General features: G+C 65.4%; 18 protein-coding genes. 4 read left to right on the top strand and 14 right to left on the bottom strand.

What is annotated here, in order from left to right:
* Positions 1-79: 79 nt before the first annotated feature.
* The 10 genes from KPL81_RS01715 to KPL81_RS01670 all read right to left on the bottom strand — a co-directional run bounded on the left by KPL81_RS01715 (position 80) and on the right by KPL81_RS01670 (position 11,400).
* Positions 80-799: a response regulator gene (locus KPL81_RS01715; RefSeq protein ID WP_219790427.1), complete on the bottom strand. Its 720-nt coding sequence runs from the start codon at positions 797-799 to the stop codon at positions 80-82.
* 12 nt (positions 800-811) lie between these two features.
* On the bottom strand, positions 812-2,236 hold the full coding sequence (locus KPL81_RS01710) for an ATP-binding protein (protein ID WP_209473667.1): 1,425 nt from the start codon (positions 2,234-2,236) through the stop codon (positions 812-814).
* A gap of 115 nt (positions 2,237-2,351) precedes the next feature.
* Positions 2,352-3,407: a LacI family DNA-binding transcriptional regulator gene (locus tag KPL81_RS01705; RefSeq protein ID WP_219790426.1), complete on the bottom strand. Its 1,056-nt coding sequence runs from the start codon at positions 3,405-3,407 to the stop codon at positions 2,352-2,354.
* Positions 3,408-3,501: 94 nt separating this feature from the next.
* Entirely contained in the window at positions 3,502-4,608 is a 1,107-nt protein-coding gene (locus tag KPL81_RS01700) for an ABC transporter ATP-binding protein (protein WP_219790425.1), read from the bottom strand.
* Positions 4,609-4,698: 90 nt separating this feature from the next.
* Entirely contained in the window at positions 4,699-6,309 is a 1,611-nt protein-coding gene (locus KPL81_RS01695) for an alpha-glucosidase family protein (protein ID WP_219790424.1), read from the bottom strand.
* Positions 6,310-6,400: 91 nt separating this feature from the next.
* On the bottom strand, positions 6,401-7,243 hold the full coding sequence (locus KPL81_RS01690) for a carbohydrate ABC transporter permease (RefSeq protein ID WP_209473664.1): 843 nt from the start codon (positions 7,241-7,243) through the stop codon (positions 6,401-6,403).
* Entirely contained in the window at positions 7,243-8,220 is a 978-nt protein-coding gene (locus tag KPL81_RS01685) for a carbohydrate ABC transporter permease (protein WP_219790423.1), read from the bottom strand. Before KPL81_RS01685 ends, KPL81_RS01690 begins: the two co-directional genes overlap by 1 nt.
* Positions 8,221-8,236: 16 nt before the next feature.
* Positions 8,237-9,502 carry an ABC transporter substrate-binding protein gene (locus tag KPL81_RS01680; RefSeq protein WP_209473662.1) on the bottom strand — a complete coding sequence of 422 codons (1,266 nt, stop codon included), beginning with the start codon at positions 9,500-9,502 and terminating at the stop codon, positions 8,237-8,239.
* Positions 9,503-9,686: 184 nt separating this feature from the next.
* Positions 9,687-10,613: a LysO family transporter gene (locus tag KPL81_RS01675; protein ID WP_209473661.1), complete on the bottom strand. Its 927-nt coding sequence runs from the start codon at positions 10,611-10,613 to the stop codon at positions 9,687-9,689.
* A 97-nt stretch (positions 10,614-10,710) separates the two neighbouring features.
* Positions 10,711-11,400 (bottom strand): hypothetical protein, encoded by a 690-nt coding sequence (locus tag KPL81_RS01670; RefSeq protein ID WP_219790422.1) that lies wholly within the window; start codon positions 11,398-11,400, stop codon positions 10,711-10,713.
* A gap of 399 nt (positions 11,401-11,799) precedes the next feature.
* Here KPL81_RS01670 and KPL81_RS01665 point away from each other — a divergent pair, with 399 nt between their 5' ends.
* Positions 11,800-13,794 carry a methyl-accepting chemotaxis protein gene (locus tag KPL81_RS01665; RefSeq protein WP_240549005.1) on the top strand — a complete coding sequence of 665 codons (1,995 nt, stop codon included), beginning with the start codon at positions 11,800-11,802 and terminating at the stop codon, positions 13,792-13,794.
* A gap of 74 nt (positions 13,795-13,868) precedes the next feature.
* Here the strand turns inward: KPL81_RS01665 and KPL81_RS01660 are convergent, their stop codons facing one another.
* The gene (locus tag KPL81_RS01660) at positions 13,869-14,804 is read right to left on the bottom strand and encodes a 2-hydroxyacid dehydrogenase (RefSeq protein ID WP_219790421.1); all 936 of its coding nucleotides are present in this window, start codon (positions 14,802-14,804) and stop codon (positions 13,869-13,871) included.
* A gap of 46 nt (positions 14,805-14,850) precedes the next feature.
* Positions 14,851-16,257, bottom strand: a complete 1,407-nt coding sequence (gene ehuR, locus KPL81_RS01655) for a MocR-like ectoine utilization transcription factor EhuR (RefSeq protein ID WP_219790420.1) — start codon at positions 16,255-16,257, stop codon at positions 14,851-14,853.
* 215 nt (positions 16,258-16,472) lie between these two features.
* Between ehuR and doeA the strand changes: the two genes are divergently transcribed.
* The 3 genes from doeA to KPL81_RS01640 all read left to right on the top strand — a co-directional run bounded on the left by doeA (position 16,473) and on the right by KPL81_RS01640 (position 19,322).
* Positions 16,473-17,672 (top strand): ectoine hydrolase DoeA, encoded by a 1,200-nt coding sequence (gene doeA / locus KPL81_RS01650; protein ID WP_209473657.1) that lies wholly within the window; start codon positions 16,473-16,475, stop codon positions 17,670-17,672.
* Between the two features lie 115 nt (positions 17,673-17,787).
* Positions 17,788-18,801 (top strand): N(2)-acetyl-L-2,4-diaminobutanoate deacetylase DoeB, encoded by a 1,014-nt coding sequence (gene doeB / locus KPL81_RS01645; RefSeq protein WP_219790419.1) that lies wholly within the window; start codon positions 17,788-17,790, stop codon positions 18,799-18,801.
* Positions 18,802-18,842: 41 nt separating this feature from the next.
* Positions 18,843-19,322, top strand: a complete 480-nt coding sequence (locus tag KPL81_RS01640) for an Lrp/AsnC family transcriptional regulator (protein WP_209473655.1) — start codon at positions 18,843-18,845, stop codon at positions 19,320-19,322.
* A gap of 90 nt (positions 19,323-19,412) precedes the next feature.
* Here KPL81_RS01640 and KPL81_RS01635 read toward each other — a convergent pair whose 3' ends face one another.
* Together KPL81_RS01635 and KPL81_RS01630 are read right to left on the bottom strand one after the other, a co-directional pair.
* Positions 19,413-20,060 (bottom strand): DUF1523 family protein, encoded by a 648-nt coding sequence (locus KPL81_RS01635; protein WP_276314012.1) that lies wholly within the window; start codon positions 20,058-20,060, stop codon positions 19,413-19,415.
* 10 nt (positions 20,061-20,070) lie between these two features.
* On the bottom strand, positions 20,071-20,337 hold the full coding sequence (locus tag KPL81_RS01630) for a hypothetical protein (RefSeq protein WP_219790417.1): 267 nt from the start codon (positions 20,335-20,337) through the stop codon (positions 20,071-20,073).
* Positions 20,338-20,356: the final 19 nt, after the last annotated feature.

The following is a 20,356-nucleotide window of genomic DNA, read 5'->3' as shown; positions in this document are numbered from 1 at the left end:
CACTCCATTGCATTGGGGATGCTGGCAGTGTCGTACGTCGCTGTGCAATCAACTTGCAGCAATCGTGGAAGAACCGGGGTCATTCCTCCGGCTGGTACTTGTAACCGACCCCATAGACCGAGCGGATGATCTCGCGCTCGGGCCAGATATCGGCGATCTTGCGCCGCAGTTTCTTGACGTGGCTGTCGACGGTGCGCTCGGAGACGATGCGATGGTCGCGGTACATGCGATCCATCAACTGGTCGCGGGTGAAGATGCGTCCCGGAGACTGCATCATCACCTTGAGCAACTGGTACTCCACAGCGGTCAGGCCTAGGTCCTGGCCGTCGGCCAGCGCCCGCCAGCCCTCGTCGTCGAGCTCGAGCTGGCTGCCGCTGATCGAGGCGGGATCGCGCAGCGCCTGGCTGCGGCGCAATACCGCCTTGACTCGGGCGACCACCTCGCGAGGGCTGAACGGCTTGCAGATATAGTCGTCGGCGCCGAGTTCGAGGCCCAGCAGGCGGTCGACTTCCTCGACTCGCGCCGTCAACATGATGATCGCCACACCGGGCCAGCGCTGGCGAACCTCGCGGCAAAGGGTGAGGCCGTCGATGCCGGGCAACATGAGGTCGAGCAGTACCAGCGACGGCAACTGCTCGTCGAGGTGCTGCTTCTGCAGCCAGGGCAGGACCTGGTCGCCGTGGTCGATATGCCGGGTGGAGAAACCGCTGCCCTCCAGGTAGTCGGCAACCAGACGGGCGATCTTGGGCTCGTCCTCGACGATCAGCAGGGTGTCACGCGGGGTGTCGAAGTCGTGCATGGGTGCCTTTCCTCATCGGGTTCGTTCTTCGGCATCGAGGGCAGGAAACTCGAGGGTCCAGCATAACCCACCCAGCGGGGAGGCGGAGGCCTGCATGGTGCCGCCATGGCTCTTGACCAGGGCGCTGGCGATGGAGAGCCCAAGGCCACTGCCGCCGCTGGCCCGGCTGCGCGAGCCCTCGACCCGGTAGAGCCGCTCGGTGAGCCGGCCGAGTGCCGCCTCGGGCACGCCCGGCGGGCTGTCCTGCCAGATCACGCTTACCCGGTTATGCGCCTGTTCCAGGCGAACTTCGAGCAGCCCGGGGGAAGTGGTGTAGGCACAGCTGTTGTCGAGCAGATTGGTCCACAGCTGGCGCAGCCGCCGGGCGTCACCACGAATCCAGGCCGGCCCCTGGATGTCGGTGGACACGGCCATACCGCAGTCGTCAAGCCAGCCACCCGCCTCTTCGAGACGCGAGGAGAGGCTCGCCGCCAGGTCGAGCGGTGCGAGCTGTACTTCGAGTGCCCCGGCATCGCTCTGCGAGAGCAATCGCAGGTCGGCCACCAGGCGCTCCAGCTGTCCTACCTCCTGCGCCAGCGAGTGAAGATTGTCCTGATCGAGCGGACGAATGCCGTCCTGCATGGCCTCGATCTCACCGCGCAATACCGCCAGCGGGGTGCGCAACTCGTGGGCGATGTCGGAAACCCAGCGGCTGCGCGCCTCGCGACTGGCCTCGAGCGTTGCGGCCAACATGTTGAAATCGCGCGCCAGGCGAGAGAGTTCGTCACGGCCACGCTCCGGCAGTCGCGCGCTGTAGTCGCCCTCGATCAGGTGTCGGGTCGCCAGCGCCATGCTGCGGGTGCGGCGCCCCAGCCACCAGGCCAGTCCGCCGGCCAGCAGCAGCGAGGCTAGGCCCAGGGCGGCGACGATGATGCCCAGGTTGCGCTGCTGGCGAGAAAGGAAGATACGGTCCATGCGTGCCATCAACTGCTGTGGCGGGCGATAGCCCAGGGTGCCGACTCTCTGGCCCTGGTACTCGATGGGCAGCCAGTGCAGTTCGGCGGCTATCTCGCGGTCGTCGGGGGGTAGGCCGATCACCGGCAGCCCCTCGGCATCGTGCAGCACGAAGTCGCGGGCATCGCCCAGGCGGCGCTCGATGCCGTGTGGCGGGCGCTCACCCGGCCACAGCTGCTGGCGCACCAGGCGCTCCCAGGCCGGCGGTGAGTTGCGCAGCCACTGCCAGCCGCCGCGGCGCGCCCACTCCTGGCCCAGGCCATCGGCCAGGGTCTCGGCGCGGTTGGCCTGGGTGGTCTCGAGATAGTCGAGAAAGCCGCGGTCGAGGCTGCGCGAGACTGCCAGGAACACCAGCCCGGCGATTACCACGTTGACCGACAGGATGATGACGAACAGCTTGACGCCCAGGTGCGAAAAAGGGGGGCGAGGCAGGCGTGGCCTCATCGTGTCGGCTCCTGAGTGGCGTTGTGAAACGTGCCTGCGAGGCAGCATCGCGCAGGGCGATGCAACCAATGGTCACGGAGAGTGCAAGCAGTGTGCAAGCGAGGTCAAAGACGGCTCAGGGGCAGGTTTCGCCGAGCAGCAGCTCGGTGCCCAGCAGGCGCGATTGGCCAGGCTCGAGGCCGAGGATCATGCGTGCCGCCAGGCGCCCCTTCTCGCCGCTCTCCTGGCGCACCGTAGTCAGGCGAGGCGCCCGGTACTGGCCTTCGGCAATGCCGTCGAAGCCGATCAGGCAAATGTCCTCGGGAATGCGCAAACCCCGACTCTCTGCCAGCGTCAGCGCGGTCAGGGCGATGCGGTCGGACATGCACAGCAGCAGGTCGGGACGCTCGTTCTCGGGGAGGTCGAGGATCTCCTCGATCACCGGGGCACAGACCTCGAAGGTATTTTCCTCGACGTTCCACATCGGTACCTGCCCGGTGGCGAAACCGTGCTTCTCCAGGGCGCGGTGGAAACCGGACAGACGCGAACGGGTAATGGTGCGCTCGGCCGGCAGCAGGGTATAGCCGGGGGCGATGCGACCGTTGCAGGGCTCGCGGGTGAGGCGCAGGTTGACGATGGCGGGGCGTCGGCGAGGCGTCGCCGTCAGGGCATGGTCGGCGATCGCCAGGCTGGCCGGCTCGTTGTCGACGTGCACCGAGGGGTGACCCGAGACGTTGAAATCGACGGCCACCAGCGAGGCGTCGAGCGGCAGCGAATCGAACAGTTCGTCCGAGGGCATCAGGCCGTAGACGATGAAGCCGTCGGCCATGCTCGCCGAGTCGACCAGCTGACACTTGGCCTGGCGCGCCGAGAGCAGCAGCAGGGTATGCCCCTGGGTGTCGAGCACTTCGGCAACGCCCGAGAGAAATTCGCTGGAGACGGCGTCGTTGAGGCTATAGGTGAGACTCTCGGCGAGGATCACCGCGATGATCCGCGAGCGCCCGGTGCGCAGGCTGCGCGCCTTGGCGTCAGGGCCGCGATAGCCCAGCCGCTTGGCCTCGGCAAGGATGCGCTCGCGCAGGTTGGGCGAGAGCTGGTCCGGCCGGTTGAAGGCATTGGAGACGGTGGCGGTGGAGACGCCGAGCTCGCGAGCCAGATCCTTGAGGGTGATGCGACGGACCGGTGGCGACACGTTGGTTTCCCTGCTAATGAGACTGACCCAAGGATACCGTCCCGGTCATGGCCGGGACAGTCCTATCGCCGCTTTTCGTGTCGATGCCGCGGTGTCAGGCGGCGGCACGTGCCGGGCTGACCGGCAGGGCTCGGTCGCCGGCATCGAACAGATGGACATGCTCGGGGTCGGGCGCCAGCGCCACCCGCTGGCCCACTGACCATGGCGTGGGAGCCTCGCCGCGCTGGATCAGCAAGGTGTCGCCCTCCTTGGGGTCGAGGTAGACGTAGACCTCGTTGCCCAGGTACTCGACGTTGACGATCTCGAAGCCTTCGCTGCTCTGGGTCTCGGTGAGCCGCAGGTGCTCGGGGCGTATGCCCAGCGTCAGACCATCGCCCTGGGCGTGACCCGAGGCGTCCTGAGGCAGCGCCAGCTCGTCCAGCCCGGCGGCGCTGACGCGGCAGCCGTGGGTATCGGCACCGACCAGCCGCGCGGGCAGGAAGTTCATCGTCGGCGAGCCGATGAAGCCGGCAACGAACTTGGTAGCCGGGCGCTGGTAGAGCTCCTGGGGGCTGCCCACCTGTTCCACGCGGCCGCCGTTGAGTACCACGATCTTGTCGGCCAGCGTCATCGCCTCGACCTGATCGTGGGTGACGTAGACCATGGTCGAGCCGAGCCGCTTGTGCAGCCGGGCGATCTCGTTGCGCATCTGCACCCGCAACGAGGCGTCGAGATTGGAGAGCGGTTCGTCGAACAGCAGAATGCGCGGTTCGCGGGCCATGGCGCGGCCCATGGCGACTCGCTGCCGTTGGCCGCCGGAGAGCGCCTTGGGCTTGCGCTCGAGTAGCTCTTCGAGCTGCAGGATGCGGGCGGTGGCCATGACCCGTTCGTGCACGGTCTCCTTGGCAGTCTTGGCCAGCTTGAGACCGAAGGCCATGTTCTCGTAGACCGTCATGTGCGGGTAAAGGGCGTAGGACTGGAACACCATGCCCACGCCGCGCTCCCGCGGCGGCAGCTCGTTGACCACCTGGTCGCCGATGGAGAGTTCGCCGTCGGTGATCGACTCCAGCCCGGCGATCAGGCGCAGCAGGGTCGACTTGCCGCACCCGGAGGGGCCGACGAAGACGACGAACTCGCCTTCACCGATCGCCAGGTCCACGTCCTTGATGATGTGGGTGCTACCGAAGACCTTGTTGATCTTGTCGAGGGTGACGCTTGCCATTTGACCCATCCTCGGCCGTACTCGGCCGGTCATTGTTGTTCAAGACGTTGCCACTTGTCTAAAAATCGGCGAGCGAAGCGCAGCCATTTTTTAGAGGCGGAAATAGGCCGCCTGATACGGCGGCAGGTGCAGCGTGCCGCCGCTGACTTCGTACTGGAAGCCGTGGTGCTCCAGCGCTTCGCGTACCTCGGGGAGCGTCGCGGTCTGGGGCTGGCCGGTGAGGTTGAACACGCACAGCAACCTGTCGCTGCCCCGCTGGCGGATGAAGGCGACCAGCGCCTCGCCCAGCTCGAGCAGTTCCATGTCGCCGTCGAACAGCGCCGGGTGCTGGTGGCGGAAGCGCAGCAGGCGCCGCGTGGCGTTGAGCATCGACTCGGCATCGGCCTGCTGGCGGGCTACCGACAGCGGCAGGTGCGCTTCGGCCACCGGCAGCCACGGCTCGATGGTCGAGAAGCCGGCCAGCGGCGTGTCGTCCCACGGCATCGGCGTGCGGCAGCCGTCGCGGCCCTTGAAGTCGGGCCACAAAGGCAGGCCGTAGGGGTCCTGGATGCGCTCGAAGGGCACGTCGGCCTCGGGCAGGCCGAGCTCCTCGCCCTGGTAGAGGCACACGCTGCCGCGCAGCGAGAACAGCAGCGCTAGCGCCACCCGCGGATAGGCGAAGGCACACTCCTCGCTGCCCCAGCGCGTGGCGCTGCGCACTACGTCGTGGTTGGACAGCGCCCAGCACGGCCAGGCATCGCCGGCGAACTGCTGGAAGCGCTGCAGCACGTCGCGAATGTAGGCCGGCGAGCGCGGCGAGTTGAGCAGATCGAAGGTGTAGGCCATATGCAGCTTGTCGCCGCCCGAGGTGTACTCGGCCATGCGCTCGAGCGGCGTGTCGTCGCCTATCTCGCCTACCGTGGTGGTACCGGGGTACTCATCCATCAGGGCGCGCAGTTCACGCAGGAAGTCGACGTTCTCGGGGCGGCTGATGTCGTACACATGGCGCTGCCAGGTGTAGGGGTTCTCCTTGGGCGCGCCCATGGTGCGGGTGGCATCGATGGTCAGCGCCGGATTGCTGCGCAGGTGCTGGTCGTGGAAATAGAAGTTCACCGTGTCGAGGCGGAAGCCGTCGACCCCCATCTCCAGCCAGAAACGCATGTTGTCGAGCTGGGCGGTGCGCACCTCGGGGTTATGGAAGTTGAGGTCCGGCTGGCTCGACAGGAAGTTGTGCAGGTAGTACTGCTGGCGCCGACTGTCGAAGGTCCACGCCGGCCCGCCGAAGATCGACAGCCAGTTGTTGGGCGGCGTGCCGTCGGGGTTGGGGTCGGCCCACACGTACCACTCGGCCCGCGGGTTGCCGCGGGTCATGCGGCTCTCCTGGAACCAGGGGTGCTGGTCCGAGGTGTGGCTGATGACCTGGTCTATGATCACCTTGAGACCCAGCGCATGGGCGCGCTCCAGCAGCCGCTTGAAGTCGCCGAGCGTGCCGAACAGCGGATCGACGTCGCGGTAGTCGCTGATGTCGTAGCCGAAGTCGCGCATCGGCGAGGTGAAGAAGGGCGACAGCCAGATGCCGTCCACGCCGAGCGAAGCGACGTACTCGAGCCGCTCGGTCACCCCGGGCAGATCGCCGACGCCGTCGCCGTTGCTGTCCATGAAGCTGCGCGGGTAGATCTGGTAGATGACGCCGCCGCGCCACCAGAAGGTGTTGTCTTGCATGGTTTTCCCTTGGTCAGGCCTCGGTTTATACGGTGTTCGTCCGGTCGAGACGGCGTGGACAATGTGCTGCACGCCGGGTTCCATCGAGTCGTTATCCCTTCACCGCGCCGGCGGTCAGCCCCGAGACGATGCGCCGCTGGAAGATGATCACCAGCACCACCAATGGCACCGTGACCACTACCGAGGCGGCCATGATCGGCCCCCAGGGCAGCTCGTAGGCGCTGCCACCGGAGAGCAGGGCGATGGCCACCGGTACCGTGCGCTGGCTGTCGGTCAGGGTAAAGGTCAGGGCGAAGAGGAACTCGTTCCAGGCGGCGATGAAGGCGAGCAATCCGGTGGTCGCCATGGCCGGCCACATCAACGGCAGGAAGACCCGGGTAATGGTGATCCAGGGCGTCGCGCCGTCCATGATCGCGGCCTCCTCGAGCTCCATGGGCAGCTGGCGCATGAAGGTGGTCAGCACCCATACGGTGAAAGGCAGGGTGAAGATGGTGTAGCTCAGGATCAATCCGCCCGGGTTGTTGTACAGGTTGAGTGCGCGGATCACCTCGAACAGCCCCGACAGCACCGCCACCTGCGGGAACATGGAGACGCCGAGGATGACCAGCAGCACCGTGGTGCGCCCGCGAAAGCGCACCCGGCCCAGCGCGTAGGAGGCGGTGATGCCGAGCAATAGGGCGATGAATACCACGCTGGTGGCCACCACGACCGAATTGAAGATCGCCTGCAGGAAGCTGCGCTGGGAGAAGATCTGCAGGTAGTTGGCGAGTGTCGCCCGCGTCGGCCACAGCTCGACCTGGAACAGGTCGCCGGAAGGCGTGAAGGAGGTCTTGATCGCGTAGTAGAACGGAAACACCGCCATCACCACGACCAGCGCCACCAGCAGCCAGAAGCCGAAGCGTGCAGTGAGTTTGGAAAGCTGGCGCGAGCTCATCACTCACCTCCCAGTTGCAGTTGCTTGCGGCCCAGATAGAGATAGGCGACGGTGGCCAGGGCGATGACCAGGAACAGCAGGGTCGAGGCGGCGCTGCCGTAGCCCACGTCCTGGAACTCCACCAGTTGCTGGCGGGCGTAGATCGACATCGACATGGTGCTGGTGGAGTTGGAGGTCAGCACGTAGATCACGTCGAATACGCGCAGGGCATCGAGCAGGCGGAAGATCACCGCCACCATCAGCGCCGGAGTGATCAGCGGCAGAGTGACGCGGAAGAACACCTTGAGTGGATGGATGCCGTCGACTTCGGCGGCCTCGTAGCAGTCCTTGGGCAGCATCTGCAGCGCGGCCAGCACCAGCAGGGCGACGAACGGCGTGGTCTTCCACACGTCGACCATGATCACCGCCCACATCGAGTAGCTGGCATCGGCGGTCCAGGCGATGGGGCTGTCGATCAGCCCCGCGCCCATGAGCAGATGGTTGATGATGCCGAACTGGTCGTTGAGCATCCACGCCCACATCTGTGCCGAGACGATGGTGGGAATCGCCCAGGGGATCAGCACCGCGGCCCGCACCAGGGTGCGACCCTTGAACTCGGCGTTGAGGATCAATGCCACGATGACGCCGAACACCACTTCCAGCGACACCGAGACCACCGAGAAGTAGACCGTGTTCCACACCGCCTGCCACCAAGCGGGGTCGGCCAGCACACCGAACCAGCGGCCGTCGTCATAGATCAGGTAATTCTCCAGCCCGATGAACAGGGTATCGCCCATGTCCGACAGCGAGGCGTCGGTGAAGCTGAAGTAGAAGGTACGCAGCAGCGGCCAGCCGGCCACCATGGCCAGCGTCACCAGCATCGGCGCCAGGAAATACCAGGCGGCCCTGACTCGCTGGCGGCGCACCTTGGTGCTGCGATAACTGGCCGGCAGGGGGCGCGCCGGGATCGGCGCGCTTTCGGTCACGGGAGTCGACATCTCGGGCTCCAGGGGGTTACCAGTTGCGGCGCTTGAGGCGGGCCAGCTCGCGGTCGAGGTCGCTCACCGCCTGCTCGCCGCTCCTGTTGCCGGAGAGCACGTCGTGGGTGGCGCTGAAGAAGGCGTTGCTGACGCGGCCGTAAGCGTCGCCGGTGGGAGCCGACGGGCGCGCCACGGCATTGACGAAGGTGTCATAGAGTTCGCCGAAAAAGGGCACCGCCTCGAGCACCTCCTCATCCTGGTAGAGCGATTCGAGGGTCGGATTGTAGGCGCCTTCGATGGCGCGTCGCTTCTGCTCCTGCTCGCCGGCGAGGAAGGCCACCAGCTCGGCGGCGAGCTCAGCGTTTTCGCTGTACTTGGAGACCGCCAGGTTCCAGCCGCCCAGGGTGGCTGCACTGCTGCCTTCACCGCTGTGCGGCAACTGGGTCACGCCGACCTTGCCGCGCACCTCGCTGCCGTCGCTCTGGGCCAGCGCCCAGGCATAGGGCCAGTTGCGCATGAATACGGCATTGCCGCCCTGGAACACGCCGCGGGCCTCCTCCTCGGTGTAGTTGAGCACGCCGTCGGGAGCAATGTCGCCGATCCAGGTGGCGGCGCGATCGAGAGCCGCGGCCGCTTGCGGGTTGTCGATGGTGACCTCGCCGTCGGCATCGACGATGGTGCCGCCGCCGTGGCTGGCCACCCACTCCAGGGCGTTGCAGGTCAGCCCCTCATAGGCGCGTCCCTGGAACACGAAGCCGTGCATGCGGTCGTTGCCCGCTTCGCGCTCGGCGTTCTGGATCTCGCGCGCGATCTCGGTGAGTTCCTCCCAGGTCTGGGGCGGCTCGTGGCCGTACTGCTCGAGCAGGTCGGCACGGTAGTAGAGTACGCCGGCATCGGTGAACCAGGGCATGGCTACCAGGCGACCGTCGATGGTGTTGTTCTCGATGATGGCGGAGAAATGCCCCTCGCCGACGTCTTCGCCCAGCACCTCGCGAAGATCGAGCAGGTGGTTGGCGAGCAGACCCGGCCACACCACGTCGATCTGCATGATGTCGATATCGGTGGAATTGGCGGAGAGAATCTGCTGGTAGAGCGACAGGCGCTCGGTAGAGGAGTTGGGCGTCGAGACCACGTCGACGCTATGACCGGTCTGCTCCTCCCACGCCTCCACGCCTTGCTGGCACAGCTGCAGCTCGGCGCCGACGGCGCCGCAGGAGATGGTCAGGTCGGCGGCCTGGGCATGGCTGAGGCTGGCGGCTCCGGCGACGACGAGGGTCGGGATCAACGACTTCTTGAACATGAGGAAATCCTTGTCGGCTTGTTGTTATCGAGACCTGGTTTGAGTGGTTTCTGGAGAAACTTAAACGATTAAGTTGTCCGGCGCCCAGTTAGCCGTTTCTTCGATGCGAGATCAACCTAGACTTTTGGCTAAAGGAGCGACGTCATGGAGCTCATCTCAGCATAGCCGAGGCCGCGAACACACCCTAAAGCGACAGGAAGAACAGGATCAGCGGCGGCGACAGCAACGAGAGAAGGAAACCGCTGACCACGGCCATGGGCACGCATGCCACGCCACCATGCTGCTGGATCACCGGTAGCGTGAAGTCCATTGAGGTGGCACCGCCATAGCCGATGGCGAGCGGCGCATGGCGGTGGATCGTCATGGGAATGAGAAGAAAGGCGAGCAGTTCGCGGGTCAGGTCATTGAAGAAGGCCACCCCACCGAGCACCGGACCGAGTCGATCGCCGACCAGAATGCCCGAAAGCGAGTACCAGCCGAAGCCTGAGGCCATTGCCAGCCCTTCCTGCCAGCGCAACGAGAGCAGAGGCGCGGCGAGCAGGCCGCCAACCAGCGAGCTGACAGCCAGGACCGAGGCAATCGCCAGACCGTGGCGATTGAGCAGGATCTGCTTCAGTGGCATCCCCGAGTTGCGCAGCTGGCAGCCGATTAGCGCCAGCAGGGCGTAGAGCACCCATTCGGCCCACTGCTCGGCATGCAGGAAGATCATGTCTCCCCCCAACCAGGCGAGCGCGAGTCCGAGGAGCACGCCGCCGGCCACGATGGCGACCAGCGACAGTGAGCCGAGCAGTGCGGCCAGCTTTGTCGTGGGGGCGTTAGCCACCACCGGCGAGTGACCCATGCGTAGCCCCAGGCGTCGCGATAGCCACCACAATGCGACCAGGTTACAGGCAGTGATGACCGCGAACAGCCTGAGCGCCTGACTGCCCATGTGCGACAGTTCGCGGCCGAGCTCGTCGAGACCTGCCAGGCTGATGCCCATCAGCAGTAGAATCACGTAGACCGATGCGTTGACGCCTCGGTTGATGCCGTTCATCACGCCGTTGTGGCGTACCGGCACCAGATAGCCGAGCAGCAGTGGCAGCAGTACGATCAAAAGCCCGGAAAGCATCGCGATTCCCTTCACCGAGGCCGCCCATGGCGGCGAAAGCCGCCAACTTTATCAGGCTTTTGCGCGTTGCGCCGGTGTCAGCGTCTTCAGGCCACGTTCAACGAGGCTCGATTTTCAGCGAGGTGAGCGTGAGACGGCTCTTGCGCTCACCGTCACGAAGGTAGTCCACGCCCAGCAATAGCCCCGGGTATTGGGGATGGAAATGGAACAACATCGACCTCTCGGGCTTTTCCGGATCGTTCACTTCTATCCTGACCGCCTCGAACTCGCCGATGGGGAGAGTCAACCGTTCCGGCTCCAGTAGGCGGTAGTCGAGGACTTCCTCGCGGCCGCGGTGATCCAGATAGACCAGGCGGCAGAGCGTCGCCTCACAGCCACCGTTCAAGGCGCGGCGCGAGAGTTCTACCAGGGCCGCCTGGCGATCGGGCAGCCTGGCCAGTTCGCTGCTGTCCAGGCGGTAGTCGTCCCCCACGCCCAACAGCGAGTAGCCGCTCGAGTAGTTCACCGAACGCACGCCCTCCGGGGTGACAATGAAGCGGCTGCGCTCGTTGCCGCGGGCCACGGCGATGGCGGCCTGCATGTGGCTCTGCCAATGACCGCTCTCACGGCTCAACTGATGCTCGATGGTGGCATTGGGCCAGCCCTTCACCTCCAGCCGATAGCTGGCATGGAACGGCTGCAGCAGGGCTTGGAATTGCGGCACGGCGGCAGGAGTGGCAACGACCTTTCCGGCCAGCATCAGGACGAGAAAGGGCAGAAGCACGATGGCTCGCAGGGGTTGGTGCATGTCGGGGGTACCGCTGGGCTGAAGGGCGACAGTAGCTGTGAGCCCGACAAAGGCCAGCAGGTTCCACGATGCACGGTTGTTTCACGGTTGATGCCGCCAAGCCGCGCCTGTGTGCGTTTCCACTATGGCCAGATCGGCCTTGCCACCCGATGCCGTTATCCGGCGCTCAATCGTTATCGCGAGTCGGGCACGGCAACGAAAGCGTGATCCCGATCAACATTCGGCAAAACCCCGAAGAGACGATCTAAAGCTTCGCTCTCCATGGCCGAAAAAGCGTTACGCGATTGCTGATACAGCGCATTAGCAACAAGGCCGACGGATATCACAACTACAACGGCTCAGCTACGCCAGCCACGTCCCGACCGTCCGATATCACTGAGTTCGGCAGGAATCATGAACATGAAAAACCTTCTTCACCGTATTCCGGTGTCACGCAAATTCATGCTGGCACTGGCGTTTCCGCTTTGTGTCATCGTCTGGCTGGCGACCGGTGGCATCATGGAGCGCCAGCGGCTGACCGACGACATGCAACAGGTCGACCGCTTTGCCGGGCTGGCGGCCCAACTGGGGGGCGTCCTGCATGAACTCCAGGTCGAGCGTGGCCTTTCGGTCGGCTTCATAGGCAGCCGTGGCGAAACGTTCGGCGAGCGCCTCATGGCCCAACGCACCAGGGTCGACGAGCAGTTGGCCGGTTACCGCACCCTCCGTGAGGGGCTGGCCGACAGCGGCGACGCCGGCATTGCGCAGCGGCAGGAAGAGGTCGAGGCGCTGCTGGGCGAGATCGCCGCCATGCGTCGCAAGGTCGATGAGCTGGCCATCGACAACCTGTCGGCACTCGACTTCTACACCGAGATCAATGCGCGACTGGCCGAGATCGTGGGCAGGCTTGGGGGGCTCGGTAACGCCGGGGAACTGTCCCGCCACCTGGGGGCCTACTACGCCCTGCTCGAGATCAAGGAGAGTGCCGGCATCGAACGGGCGCTACTTGCCAGCGCCTTTGCCGCCAACCGCATGTCACCCGACGTCTACTATCGGTTCCTGCGCCTGCTGGGCCAGGAGGAGGCGTTCGAGGAGAACTTCACCGTCCAGGCGGATACGAACATCGCCACGCGCTATCGCGCCGCCACCACGGAGCACGAGGCACATGGCCAACTGTACATGATGCGCCAGATTGCCATGCGCCAGGGCATCGAAGGTGGCTATGGCATCCAGCCCGAGCGTTGGTTCGAAGCCCAGACCGGGAAGCTGGAGCGGATGCGCGAGGTCGAGCTCGCGCTGGCCGAGTCCGTGCAGGTGCGTGCCGCAGCGCTGGCGGCAGAGGCGCGTTTGGAACTAGCCACTTTCGCCGGACTGGCGGCGCTGGCCATCGTGATGGCCATCCTGCTCTCCATCGTTCTGGTGCGCAGCATGGTAGGGCCGCTGCGTCTTGCCCTGGCTCGGATCGAATCGCGTGGCGGTGACCTGACCCAGCGCCTGGCCGAGCCAGGCTCCGATGAACTCTCCCAGCTCTACCGCGCCTTCAACGTTTCCACCGCCAGCATGGAAGCGCTGGTGGCCTCGATCCAGCAGGGCGCGCGCGGCGTCGGCTCGGCCAGCAGCGAGATCGCGCAGGGCAACGAGGACCTGGCGAGTCGTACCGAGGAGCAATCCGCCTCGCTGGTGGAAACCGCCACCAGCATGGAGCAGATGACCTCTACCGTGCGTCAGTCGGCCGACAATGCCCGCCAGGCCAGTGCCATGAGCGAGCAGGCCGTCACTCAAGCCGAGCAGGCCAGTCGGGTTGCCGAAGAGGCGCGCCAGGCCATGCAGCAGATCTTCGAGGCCAACCGGCAGGTCACCGCCATCGTCGAGGCTATCGACGGTATCGCCTTCCAGACCAACCTGCTGGCGCTCAACGCATCGGTGGAAGCAGCGCGCGCCGGCGAGCACGGCCGAGGTTTCGCCGTGGTGGCTGGCGAGGTGCGCAAGCTGGCCAGCCGCAGTGCGGAGGAGGCCGAACGGATTCGTCAACTGATCGACAACACGTCCCAGCGAGTGGCAACCGGCAATGGGCTGGTGGGGCAGACTTCGGAAGCGCTGATGGCAATTTCTCGCGACGTTCGTCGGGTGGCCGACCTGGTGGCAGAGATCTCATCGGCCGGCATCGAGCAGTCTGCGGGCATCGAGCAGATCAACCAGGCGGTCAGCCAACTGGAGGCCACCACGCAGCAGAACGCGGCACTGGTCGAGCAGGTGGCGACCTCCAGCCGCTCGCTCGACGATCAGGCCGGCGAGATGGCTCGGTTGATCGCGCGTTTCCGCGTCAGCGCGGCCTTGGAGCATGAGCGGGACGACATCGTGGACGTCGCGGTACTCAACTGCCGGGAGGTCAGGCGCCTGCCGCAGCCGGCCTGAGAAATGGCGACGGTAGTGGAGAACAGCGGCGGGCCGAGGCCCGCCGCTGCGCTATCTGCCATAGGCCGAACCCGTCAGTAGCCCGCTTCGGGGTCGACCGTTTCCACCTCGTCGCCGGCCTCGAGGGCGCGGATCGCCTCGACCACCTGGTCGACGGCTTCGCCCAGCGGTGTGGGGCCGGCCATGTGCGGCGTCACCCAGATGCGCGGATGGCACCATAGCGGACTGTCGGTAGGCAGGGGTTCCTCGGCAAAGGCGTCGAGCAGCGCCCCGCGCAGCCGGCCTTCGGACTCGCCTTCCCCCAGGGCGTCGAGCAGCGCCACTTCATCGATCAGGCTGCCGCGACCGGGGTTGATCAGGCTGGCACCCTCGGGCAGGGCGCTCAGTGCCTCGGCATCGACGATATGTCGGGTCGAGCGCGTGCCCGGCAGCAGCAGCACCAGGGTTCGCACCCGGCCGAGCAGTTCGGCGAGGCCTGCGTCGCCGTGATGGCAGGTGATTCCATCGAGCGACTTGGGCGAGCGGCTCCAGCCGTGCACGGGAAAGCCGTCGGCGGCGACCATGGCAGCCACCTTGGCGCCGATGGCACCGAGACCCAGCACACCGACCGGCCAGTCGCGCTTGTCCACGAGAGGATACTCATGCCACATCCGCTGGGCCTGCCGACGACGATAGCGGTCGAAGTCGCGCTGGAAATGCAGGACGCCATAGCGTACGTAGTCGCCGATCAGTTCACTCATGCCGGCATCGCGCAGCTTGACGATGGGCACGTCCCGGGGGAGGGCGGGATTGTTGAGCAGGGCATCGACGCCGGCCCCCAGGTTGACGATGCCGCGGGCACGGGTCTGCTCGGCGAGCAGCGTCTCCGATGGTTTCCACACCGCCAGGTAGTCGGCGTTACGGCGCCGTTCGGCGGGGTCGTCGGCGGTGACGATCTCGGCCTCGGGCAGGCGTTCGGCCAGCGCGTCGCGCCAGGCCTCGATGTCGTCGATGTGCAGCAGTATGCGCATGTTGGTTCCTCTCTTGCGATCCATTTGGCTTTCGATCCCGGATCGCTCAGTAGACGATCTGCATCATGGGCGGCGGTGCCTCGTCGAGCAGCACGCCCAGGCGCTTGACCCCCTCCTCGAAGCGGGCGAAGTCCTGTTCGGCTCCGATGCTGACGCGGATGCGCCGTGGCGGCGGGGTTCGCTCGACCATGAACGGTACCGCGGTGGTGATTGCCAGCCCCTCCTGCTCGGCCTGTTGCTGCAACTCTTCGGCGCGCCAGGCGTCAGGCAGCGATACCCACACATGCAGGCTGGTGGGGCGCGACTCCAGGGCATGGTGACCGAGCCGATGGCGAATGAGTTGCTGACGTTCGCCGAGCAGTCGGCGCTGCTCGCCGGCCATGGCTTCGACGGTGCCGTCGGCCAGCCAGCGATCGGCGATTTCGAACACCAGCGAGGTGGCCATCCAGGTCGTGGCGCGCATGCGAGGCAGCACGTGATGCAGCTGGCCGCGCGGCACGGTGAGATAGCCGGCGCGCAGGCCCGGCACGGTCACCTTGGTCAGGCTGGTGACATGAAAGCTCAATTGTGGGATGCGCGCCGTCACCGGCGTGAAGCCCGGCGCTTCCAGCAGGGCGTGCACGTCGTCCTCGATCAACCATACCCGATGACGGGCCAGGACCTCGGCCACGGCGTCCCGGCGCGCCTCGCTCATGGTCGCCCCGGTAGGATTGAGCTGAGTCGGTGTCAGGTAGAGCGCGCGCGGCTTGAAGCGCTGGCAGGCCAGGTCCAGGGCCTCGGGCACGATGCCCTCGTGATCGATGGCGATGCCGCGAAGCTGGAAGCCCAGGGTGCGCGACAAGGCGATCAGGCCGTGATCGGTCAGCGCCTCGGTCAGCACGAGGTCGCCATGCTGCACCACGCTCGAGATCGCCAGCATCAGGCCATGGGCGGCGCCGTTGCAGAGGATCCGGTCGTCGAGGTCGCCGGGGACGTGCAGGCGGGAGTGCAGCCAGTGGCTGGCGCGCTCGCGCTGATGCGCGAGTCCGGCAATCGGCCGGCAGGCGGTGATCACCTCGGGGCTGGCCTGCTCGGCCAGTTCCGCGAGCACCTGGCGGAAGCGCAGATGGTGGCTCGGCGTGCACACCGGGTGAGCGATCGACAGGTCGATGAGGGGGCTCTCCTGGCGTGCCTCGTGCCCACGCAGGTAAGCCGACTCCCGCGCATCGTCCAGCGCATTGATCCAAGTGCCGCTGCCGATCCTGGCCTGTACCAGGCCCATCTTCTCGGCCTGGGCATAGGCCCGCGACACGGTCTGTACGCTGACTCCCAGGTTCTCGGCGAGCTGACGGTGAGGCGGCAGGCGGGTGCCGGGGGCGAGCTCGCCTTGACGCACCGCTTCAGAGAGCGCTCGTGCGATGGCGAGATACTTGGGGCCTTTCTCCGTCAGGTACGGAGTTAGATCAATTGTCATGATTCAATAAAGCCTTTGACCGCCAGCCAAGGGGGAGTGCTACTATCAGCTTAGCGGCATTGGCCTGGAATTGTCATGCTTTTCATTAGAGTGATTCATGACAATCTACGGCAACGGTCCTCTTTCCCGACCGACGAATGACCGACTACCCCTTTGGCCCGGCCTTCTCCCCTTGGAGATGGCTGGCTCTTGGTGATTCGATGGCGAGTGGCCTCATGACTCAGGTATCCCTGTCCTTCACTCGTGAAGAATACGCAAGCCGGCTATGGAAGGTGCGTGCCGAAATGGCCAGCCGCGGAATCGACGTGCTGGTGATCAGCGATCCCTCCAACATGGCCTGGTTGACCGGTTACGATGGCTGGTCCTTCTACGTACACCAGTGCGTGCTGGTTGGGCTGGAGGGAGAGCCGGTGTGGTACGGACGGCGCATGGATGCCAATGGGGCGCTGCGCACCTGCTGGATCGATCCCGATAACATCACCTACTACCCTGACTACTACGTCCAGAATCCGGACATGCATCCGATGGACTACCTGGCGCAGTCGATCATGCCCGATCGCGGCTGGCACGAAGGGGTCGTGGGGCTGGAGATGGACAACTACTATTTTTCGGCCAAGGCCTACCAGAGCCTGCTGCGCGAGCTGCCCCATGCGCGCTTCATGGATGCCAACTCACTGGTCAACTGGTGTCGCGCGATCAAGTCGCCCCAGGAGATTGCCTACATGCGTGTGGCCGGCAAGATCGTCGAGGGCATGCACTCGCGCATCCTCGAGGTGATCGAGCCGGGGCTGCCGAAGAGCAAGCTGGTCTCCGAGATCTACCGGGTCGGCATCGAGGGCTGGGTCGACCCGCAGGGCCGGGTTCACGGCGGCGACTATCCTGCCATCGTGCCCATGCTGCCCACCGGCAAGGATGCTGCCGCGCCGCACCTGACCTGGGACGACACGCCCTTCCTCGAGGGCGAAGGCACTTTCTTCGAGATTGCCGGCGTCTACAAGCGCTACCACGCGCCCATGTCGCGCACCGTGTTTCTGGGTCGGCCGCCGGCGGAGTTCGTGCGCGCCGAGTCGGCGCTGCTCGAGGGGATCGAGAACGGTCTGGCCGTCGCCAAGCCGGGCAATCGCACGGCCGATATCGCCATGGCGCTGGGTGCCGCGATGGACAAGTACGGCTTCGACCGCGGCGGGGCACGCTGCGGCTACCCCATCGGTATCAGCTATCCGCCCGACTGGGGCGAGCGCACCATGAGCCTGCGTCCCTCGGACGAGACCATTCTCGAGCCCGGCATGACTTTCCATTTCATGCCGGGTATGTGGCAGGACGAGTGGGGGCTCGAGATTACCGAGAGCATATTGATCACCGAAACCGGTTGCGAATCGCTGGCCAGCTTCCCGCGCCAGCTGTTTGTGCGATGAGTAACAAGCGACAGCTGCTGTAGCGAGGGGCGCCGGGGACAAGTCCAGGAAGGAAATAGGTTTGTTGCCGGAGTAGCCCCGAGCAGTTGCCCATAGTACAAGGAGTTCCAGGAACATGACCAAACGACCCAGCCCGATCAGCGCCACCGTGGATTTCGATGCCGACGGCGTCCAGCACGGCTTCCTCAAGCTGCCGATCTCCACCGACGAGTCGGCCTGGGGGGCGGTGATGATTCCGGTCACCGTGGTCAAGAACGGCGAGGGCCCCACGGCGCTGCTCACCGGCGGCAACCACGGCGACGAGTACGAGGGCATCACCGCGTTGATGAAGCTCACCAGTGAGCTGAGCGCCGAGGAGGTGCATGGGCGCGTGATAATCGTGCCGATGATGAACGTGCCGGCGGCCATGGCCGGCAAGCGCACCTCGCCGATGGATGGCGGCAATCTCAACCGCAGCTTTCCCGGCGACCCCGACGGTACGGTGACCGAGAAGATTGCCGACTACTTCACCCGTGGCCTGGTACCGATGTGCGACGTGGTACTCGACCTGCACTCCGGTGGGCGCACCCTGGACATCATTCCCTTCGGAGCCTCCCACGTGCTCGACGACCCCGAGCAGCAGCGCCAGGCGCTGGAGGGGGCCAAGGCCTTCGGCGCACCCTATGCCATGATGATGTTCGAGCTCGACGCGGCGGCGCTGTTCGATACTGCGGTGGAGAGCCAGGGCAAGGTATTCGTCGCCACCGAGCTGGGCGGAGGCGGCACCTCGACGCCCGAAAGCCTGGCCATTACCGAACGAGGCGTGCGCAACTTCCTGATTCACTTCGGGCTCATCGAAGGCGAAGTCGCGATGCCCGACGAGCCTCAGGTCTTCCTCGATATGCCCGATGCCAGTTGCTACGTGCAGAGCGAGCACAGTGGCCTGCTCGAGCTGACCCTGGCGCTGGGCGACAGGGTGGAGAAGGGGCAGGTCATCGCCCGCATCTACGACATGACGCGCAGCGGCAGTGCCCCGGTGGAGTACCGAGCGGGCCGCGACGGCATTCTGGCCGCGCGGCGTTTCCCGGCCCTGGTCAACATGGGCGACACCATTGCGGTGATCGCCGAGGTCGTGGATTCGCTGGGCTGAAGGCGATCTGGCAGCGTCCGATTGAATGAAACGAGAAAACGATGAAACTTGATCGCTATGACCTGAAGATACTCGAGATCCTGTCCCGCGACGGACGCATCACCAAGTCGAGGCTGGCCGAGGCGATCAACCTCTCGGTCAGCCCGTGCTGGGAGCGGGTTCGGCGGCTGGAGAAGGCAGGCATCATCGAGGGCTACAGTGCCCGACTCAACCCCCAGGCGTTGGTCAAGCGCACCCCGGTATGGGTGCAGATCGAACTCAAGCAGCATAATGCCGAAAGCTTTGCCTGCTTCGAAGCGCTGGTCCACGAGACCCCCGAGGTCACCGAGTGCGTGGCGGTGGGCGGCGGGGTCGACTACCTGCTCAAGGTCGAGGCCGATTCCGTGGACGCCTACCAGCGGCTGATCGACGACTGGCTGACCTCCGACGCCGGCATCGAGCGCTATTTCACCTACATCGTGACCAAGACGGTCAAGCGTCCCTCTCCCGGCCTGGGGCGGGGCGACGTCCAGGCGTTCTAACGCTTGCGCTGGGCCAAGCCCGGCGCCGGCAGTCTCCTCGCCCAAGCCCATGGGGCGGCGCCGTAGCGCCGCCCCTTTTTCATCGATCGCCTACTTCTTCGCCTTCCAGGTGTCGAGCCAGGCCTGGAGGCGGCTCCGCCTTGCCGAGATGGCGCCGCTGGCGGCATTCAGGCCTTCCTCGACACCTTCCAGCACGGGATCGAGCCGGTTGCGACGAAACCGGCGCCAGCGCAAGTAGACGTAGCCTGCGAATAGGGCCATCCCGACCAGGAAGACGCTGGTGAACCAATTGAAGGGCTTGTCCTCGGGCCCTTCCACCGGCGTGATGGAAATGGCATTGGGAAAGATCGACAGGAAGATGTTGCGCCAGCCGAAGTGCATGATGGCGACCCACTTCGGGTCGGCCTTGGTGGAGACGAGATCGCTGGCTTCGGTATAGAGGTTGGCGGTGTCGAACTTGAAGTAGGGCGGCCAGCCCCAGCCGGTGTCTTCGTTGCGGTAGACGATGGTGCGGCCATCGGGACGCACAGCCTGGATGAACTGCACGTCACGATTGACCAGTCGCCTGGACTGCTCGTCCGGATCCGCCCAGAAAATGCGCGTCCAGTCGTCGAGATCCTGGCGCTTCTCGTAGGTATTGACGATGCGCACGACATCGTACTGGGGCAGGCTGTAGTGGAGGAAGGCACCGAGGAGGGCCAATAACATGATCCAGAACAACCATTTCACGTAGACCATCGCGGGTCCCTCACAGGAAGTTGATGACGTAGATGATGAGCAGGATGGCGCTCGGCGGCAGGACATAGGCCAGGTGGGTCAGCTTGCGCTGGAAGGAGCGGTCGTATCGCTGCATGCCTTCCCGAAACAACAAGGCCCGGTCGCCGTCTGCATGTTGCGCGTCCAGGTGACGCCTGAGCCTGGCGCGGTAGCGCAGGCGCATATGCAGCGAGAGCGCAGCGTAGAGCAGTGCCAGGATGACGACGAAGGTAAGCACGAGCCGCAGGAAGGCGAACATCTAGCGGAATCCTCGCGCG

The sequence above is a fragment of the Billgrantia antri genome (genome assembly GCF_019430905.1).
In the GTDB taxonomy this organism is placed as follows: Bacteria; Pseudomonadota; Gammaproteobacteria; order Pseudomonadales; family Halomonadaceae; genus Halomonas; species Halomonas antri.
The sequence above is the reverse complement of the archived record's forward strand: the minus strand, read 5'-3'. Positions and strand labels throughout refer to the sequence as shown.

What these genes read in the sequence shown, in the direction of transcription:
- KPL81_RS01715 (WP_219790427.1), bottom strand. Translation starts at nt 799, where the DNA reads ATGCACGACTTCGACACCCCGCGTGACACCCTGCTGATCGTCGAGGAC.
- KPL81_RS01710 (WP_209473667.1), bottom strand. Translation starts at nt 2,236, where the DNA reads ATGAGGCCACGCCTGCCTCGCCCCCCTTTTTCGCACCTGGGCGTCAAG.
- KPL81_RS01700 (WP_219790425.1), bottom strand. Translation starts at nt 4,608, where the DNA reads ATGGCAAGCGTCACCCTCGACAAGATCAACAAGGTCTTCGGTAGCACC.
- KPL81_RS01695 (WP_219790424.1), bottom strand. Translation starts at nt 6,309, where the DNA reads ATGCAAGACAACACCTTCTGGTGGCGCGGCGGCGTCATCTACCAGATC.
- KPL81_RS01690 (WP_209473664.1), bottom strand. Translation starts at nt 7,243, where the DNA reads ATGAGCTCGCGCCAGCTTTCCAAACTCACTGCACGCTTCGGCTTCTGG.
- KPL81_RS01685 (WP_219790423.1), bottom strand. Translation starts at nt 8,220, where the DNA reads ATGTCGACTCCCGTGACCGAAAGCGCGCCGATCCCGGCGCGCCCCCTG.
- KPL81_RS01680 (WP_209473662.1), bottom strand. Translation starts at nt 9,502, where the DNA reads ATGTTCAAGAAGTCGTTGATCCCGACCCTCGTCGTCGCCGGAGCCGCC.
- KPL81_RS01675 (WP_209473661.1), bottom strand. Translation starts at nt 10,613, where the DNA reads ATGCTTTCCGGGCTTTTGATCGTACTGCTGCCACTGCTGCTCGGCTAT.
- KPL81_RS01670 (WP_219790422.1), bottom strand. Translation starts at nt 11,400, where the DNA reads ATGCACCAACCCCTGCGAGCCATCGTGCTTCTGCCCTTTCTCGTCCTG.
- KPL81_RS01665 (WP_240549005.1), top strand. Translation starts at nt 11,800, where the DNA reads ATGAAAAACCTTCTTCACCGTATTCCGGTGTCACGCAAATTCATGCTG.
- KPL81_RS01660 (WP_219790421.1), bottom strand. Translation starts at nt 14,804, where the DNA reads ATGCGCATACTGCTGCACATCGACGACATCGAGGCCTGGCGCGACGCG.
- ehuR (WP_219790420.1), bottom strand. Translation starts at nt 16,257, where the DNA reads ATGACAATTGATCTAACTCCGTACCTGACGGAGAAAGGCCCCAAGTAT.
- doeA (WP_209473657.1), top strand. Translation starts at nt 16,473, where the DNA reads ATGACTCAGGTATCCCTGTCCTTCACTCGTGAAGAATACGCAAGCCGG.
- doeB (WP_219790419.1), top strand. Translation starts at nt 17,788, where the DNA reads ATGACCAAACGACCCAGCCCGATCAGCGCCACCGTGGATTTCGATGCC.
- KPL81_RS01640 (WP_209473655.1), top strand. Translation starts at nt 18,843, where the DNA reads ATGAAACTTGATCGCTATGACCTGAAGATACTCGAGATCCTGTCCCGC.
- KPL81_RS01635 (WP_276314012.1), bottom strand. Translation starts at nt 20,060, where the DNA reads ATGGTCTACGTGAAATGGTTGTTCTGGATCATGTTATTGGCCCTCCTC.
- KPL81_RS01630 (WP_219790417.1), bottom strand. Translation starts at nt 20,337, where the DNA reads ATGTTCGCCTTCCTGCGGCTCGTGCTTACCTTCGTCGTCATCCTGGCA.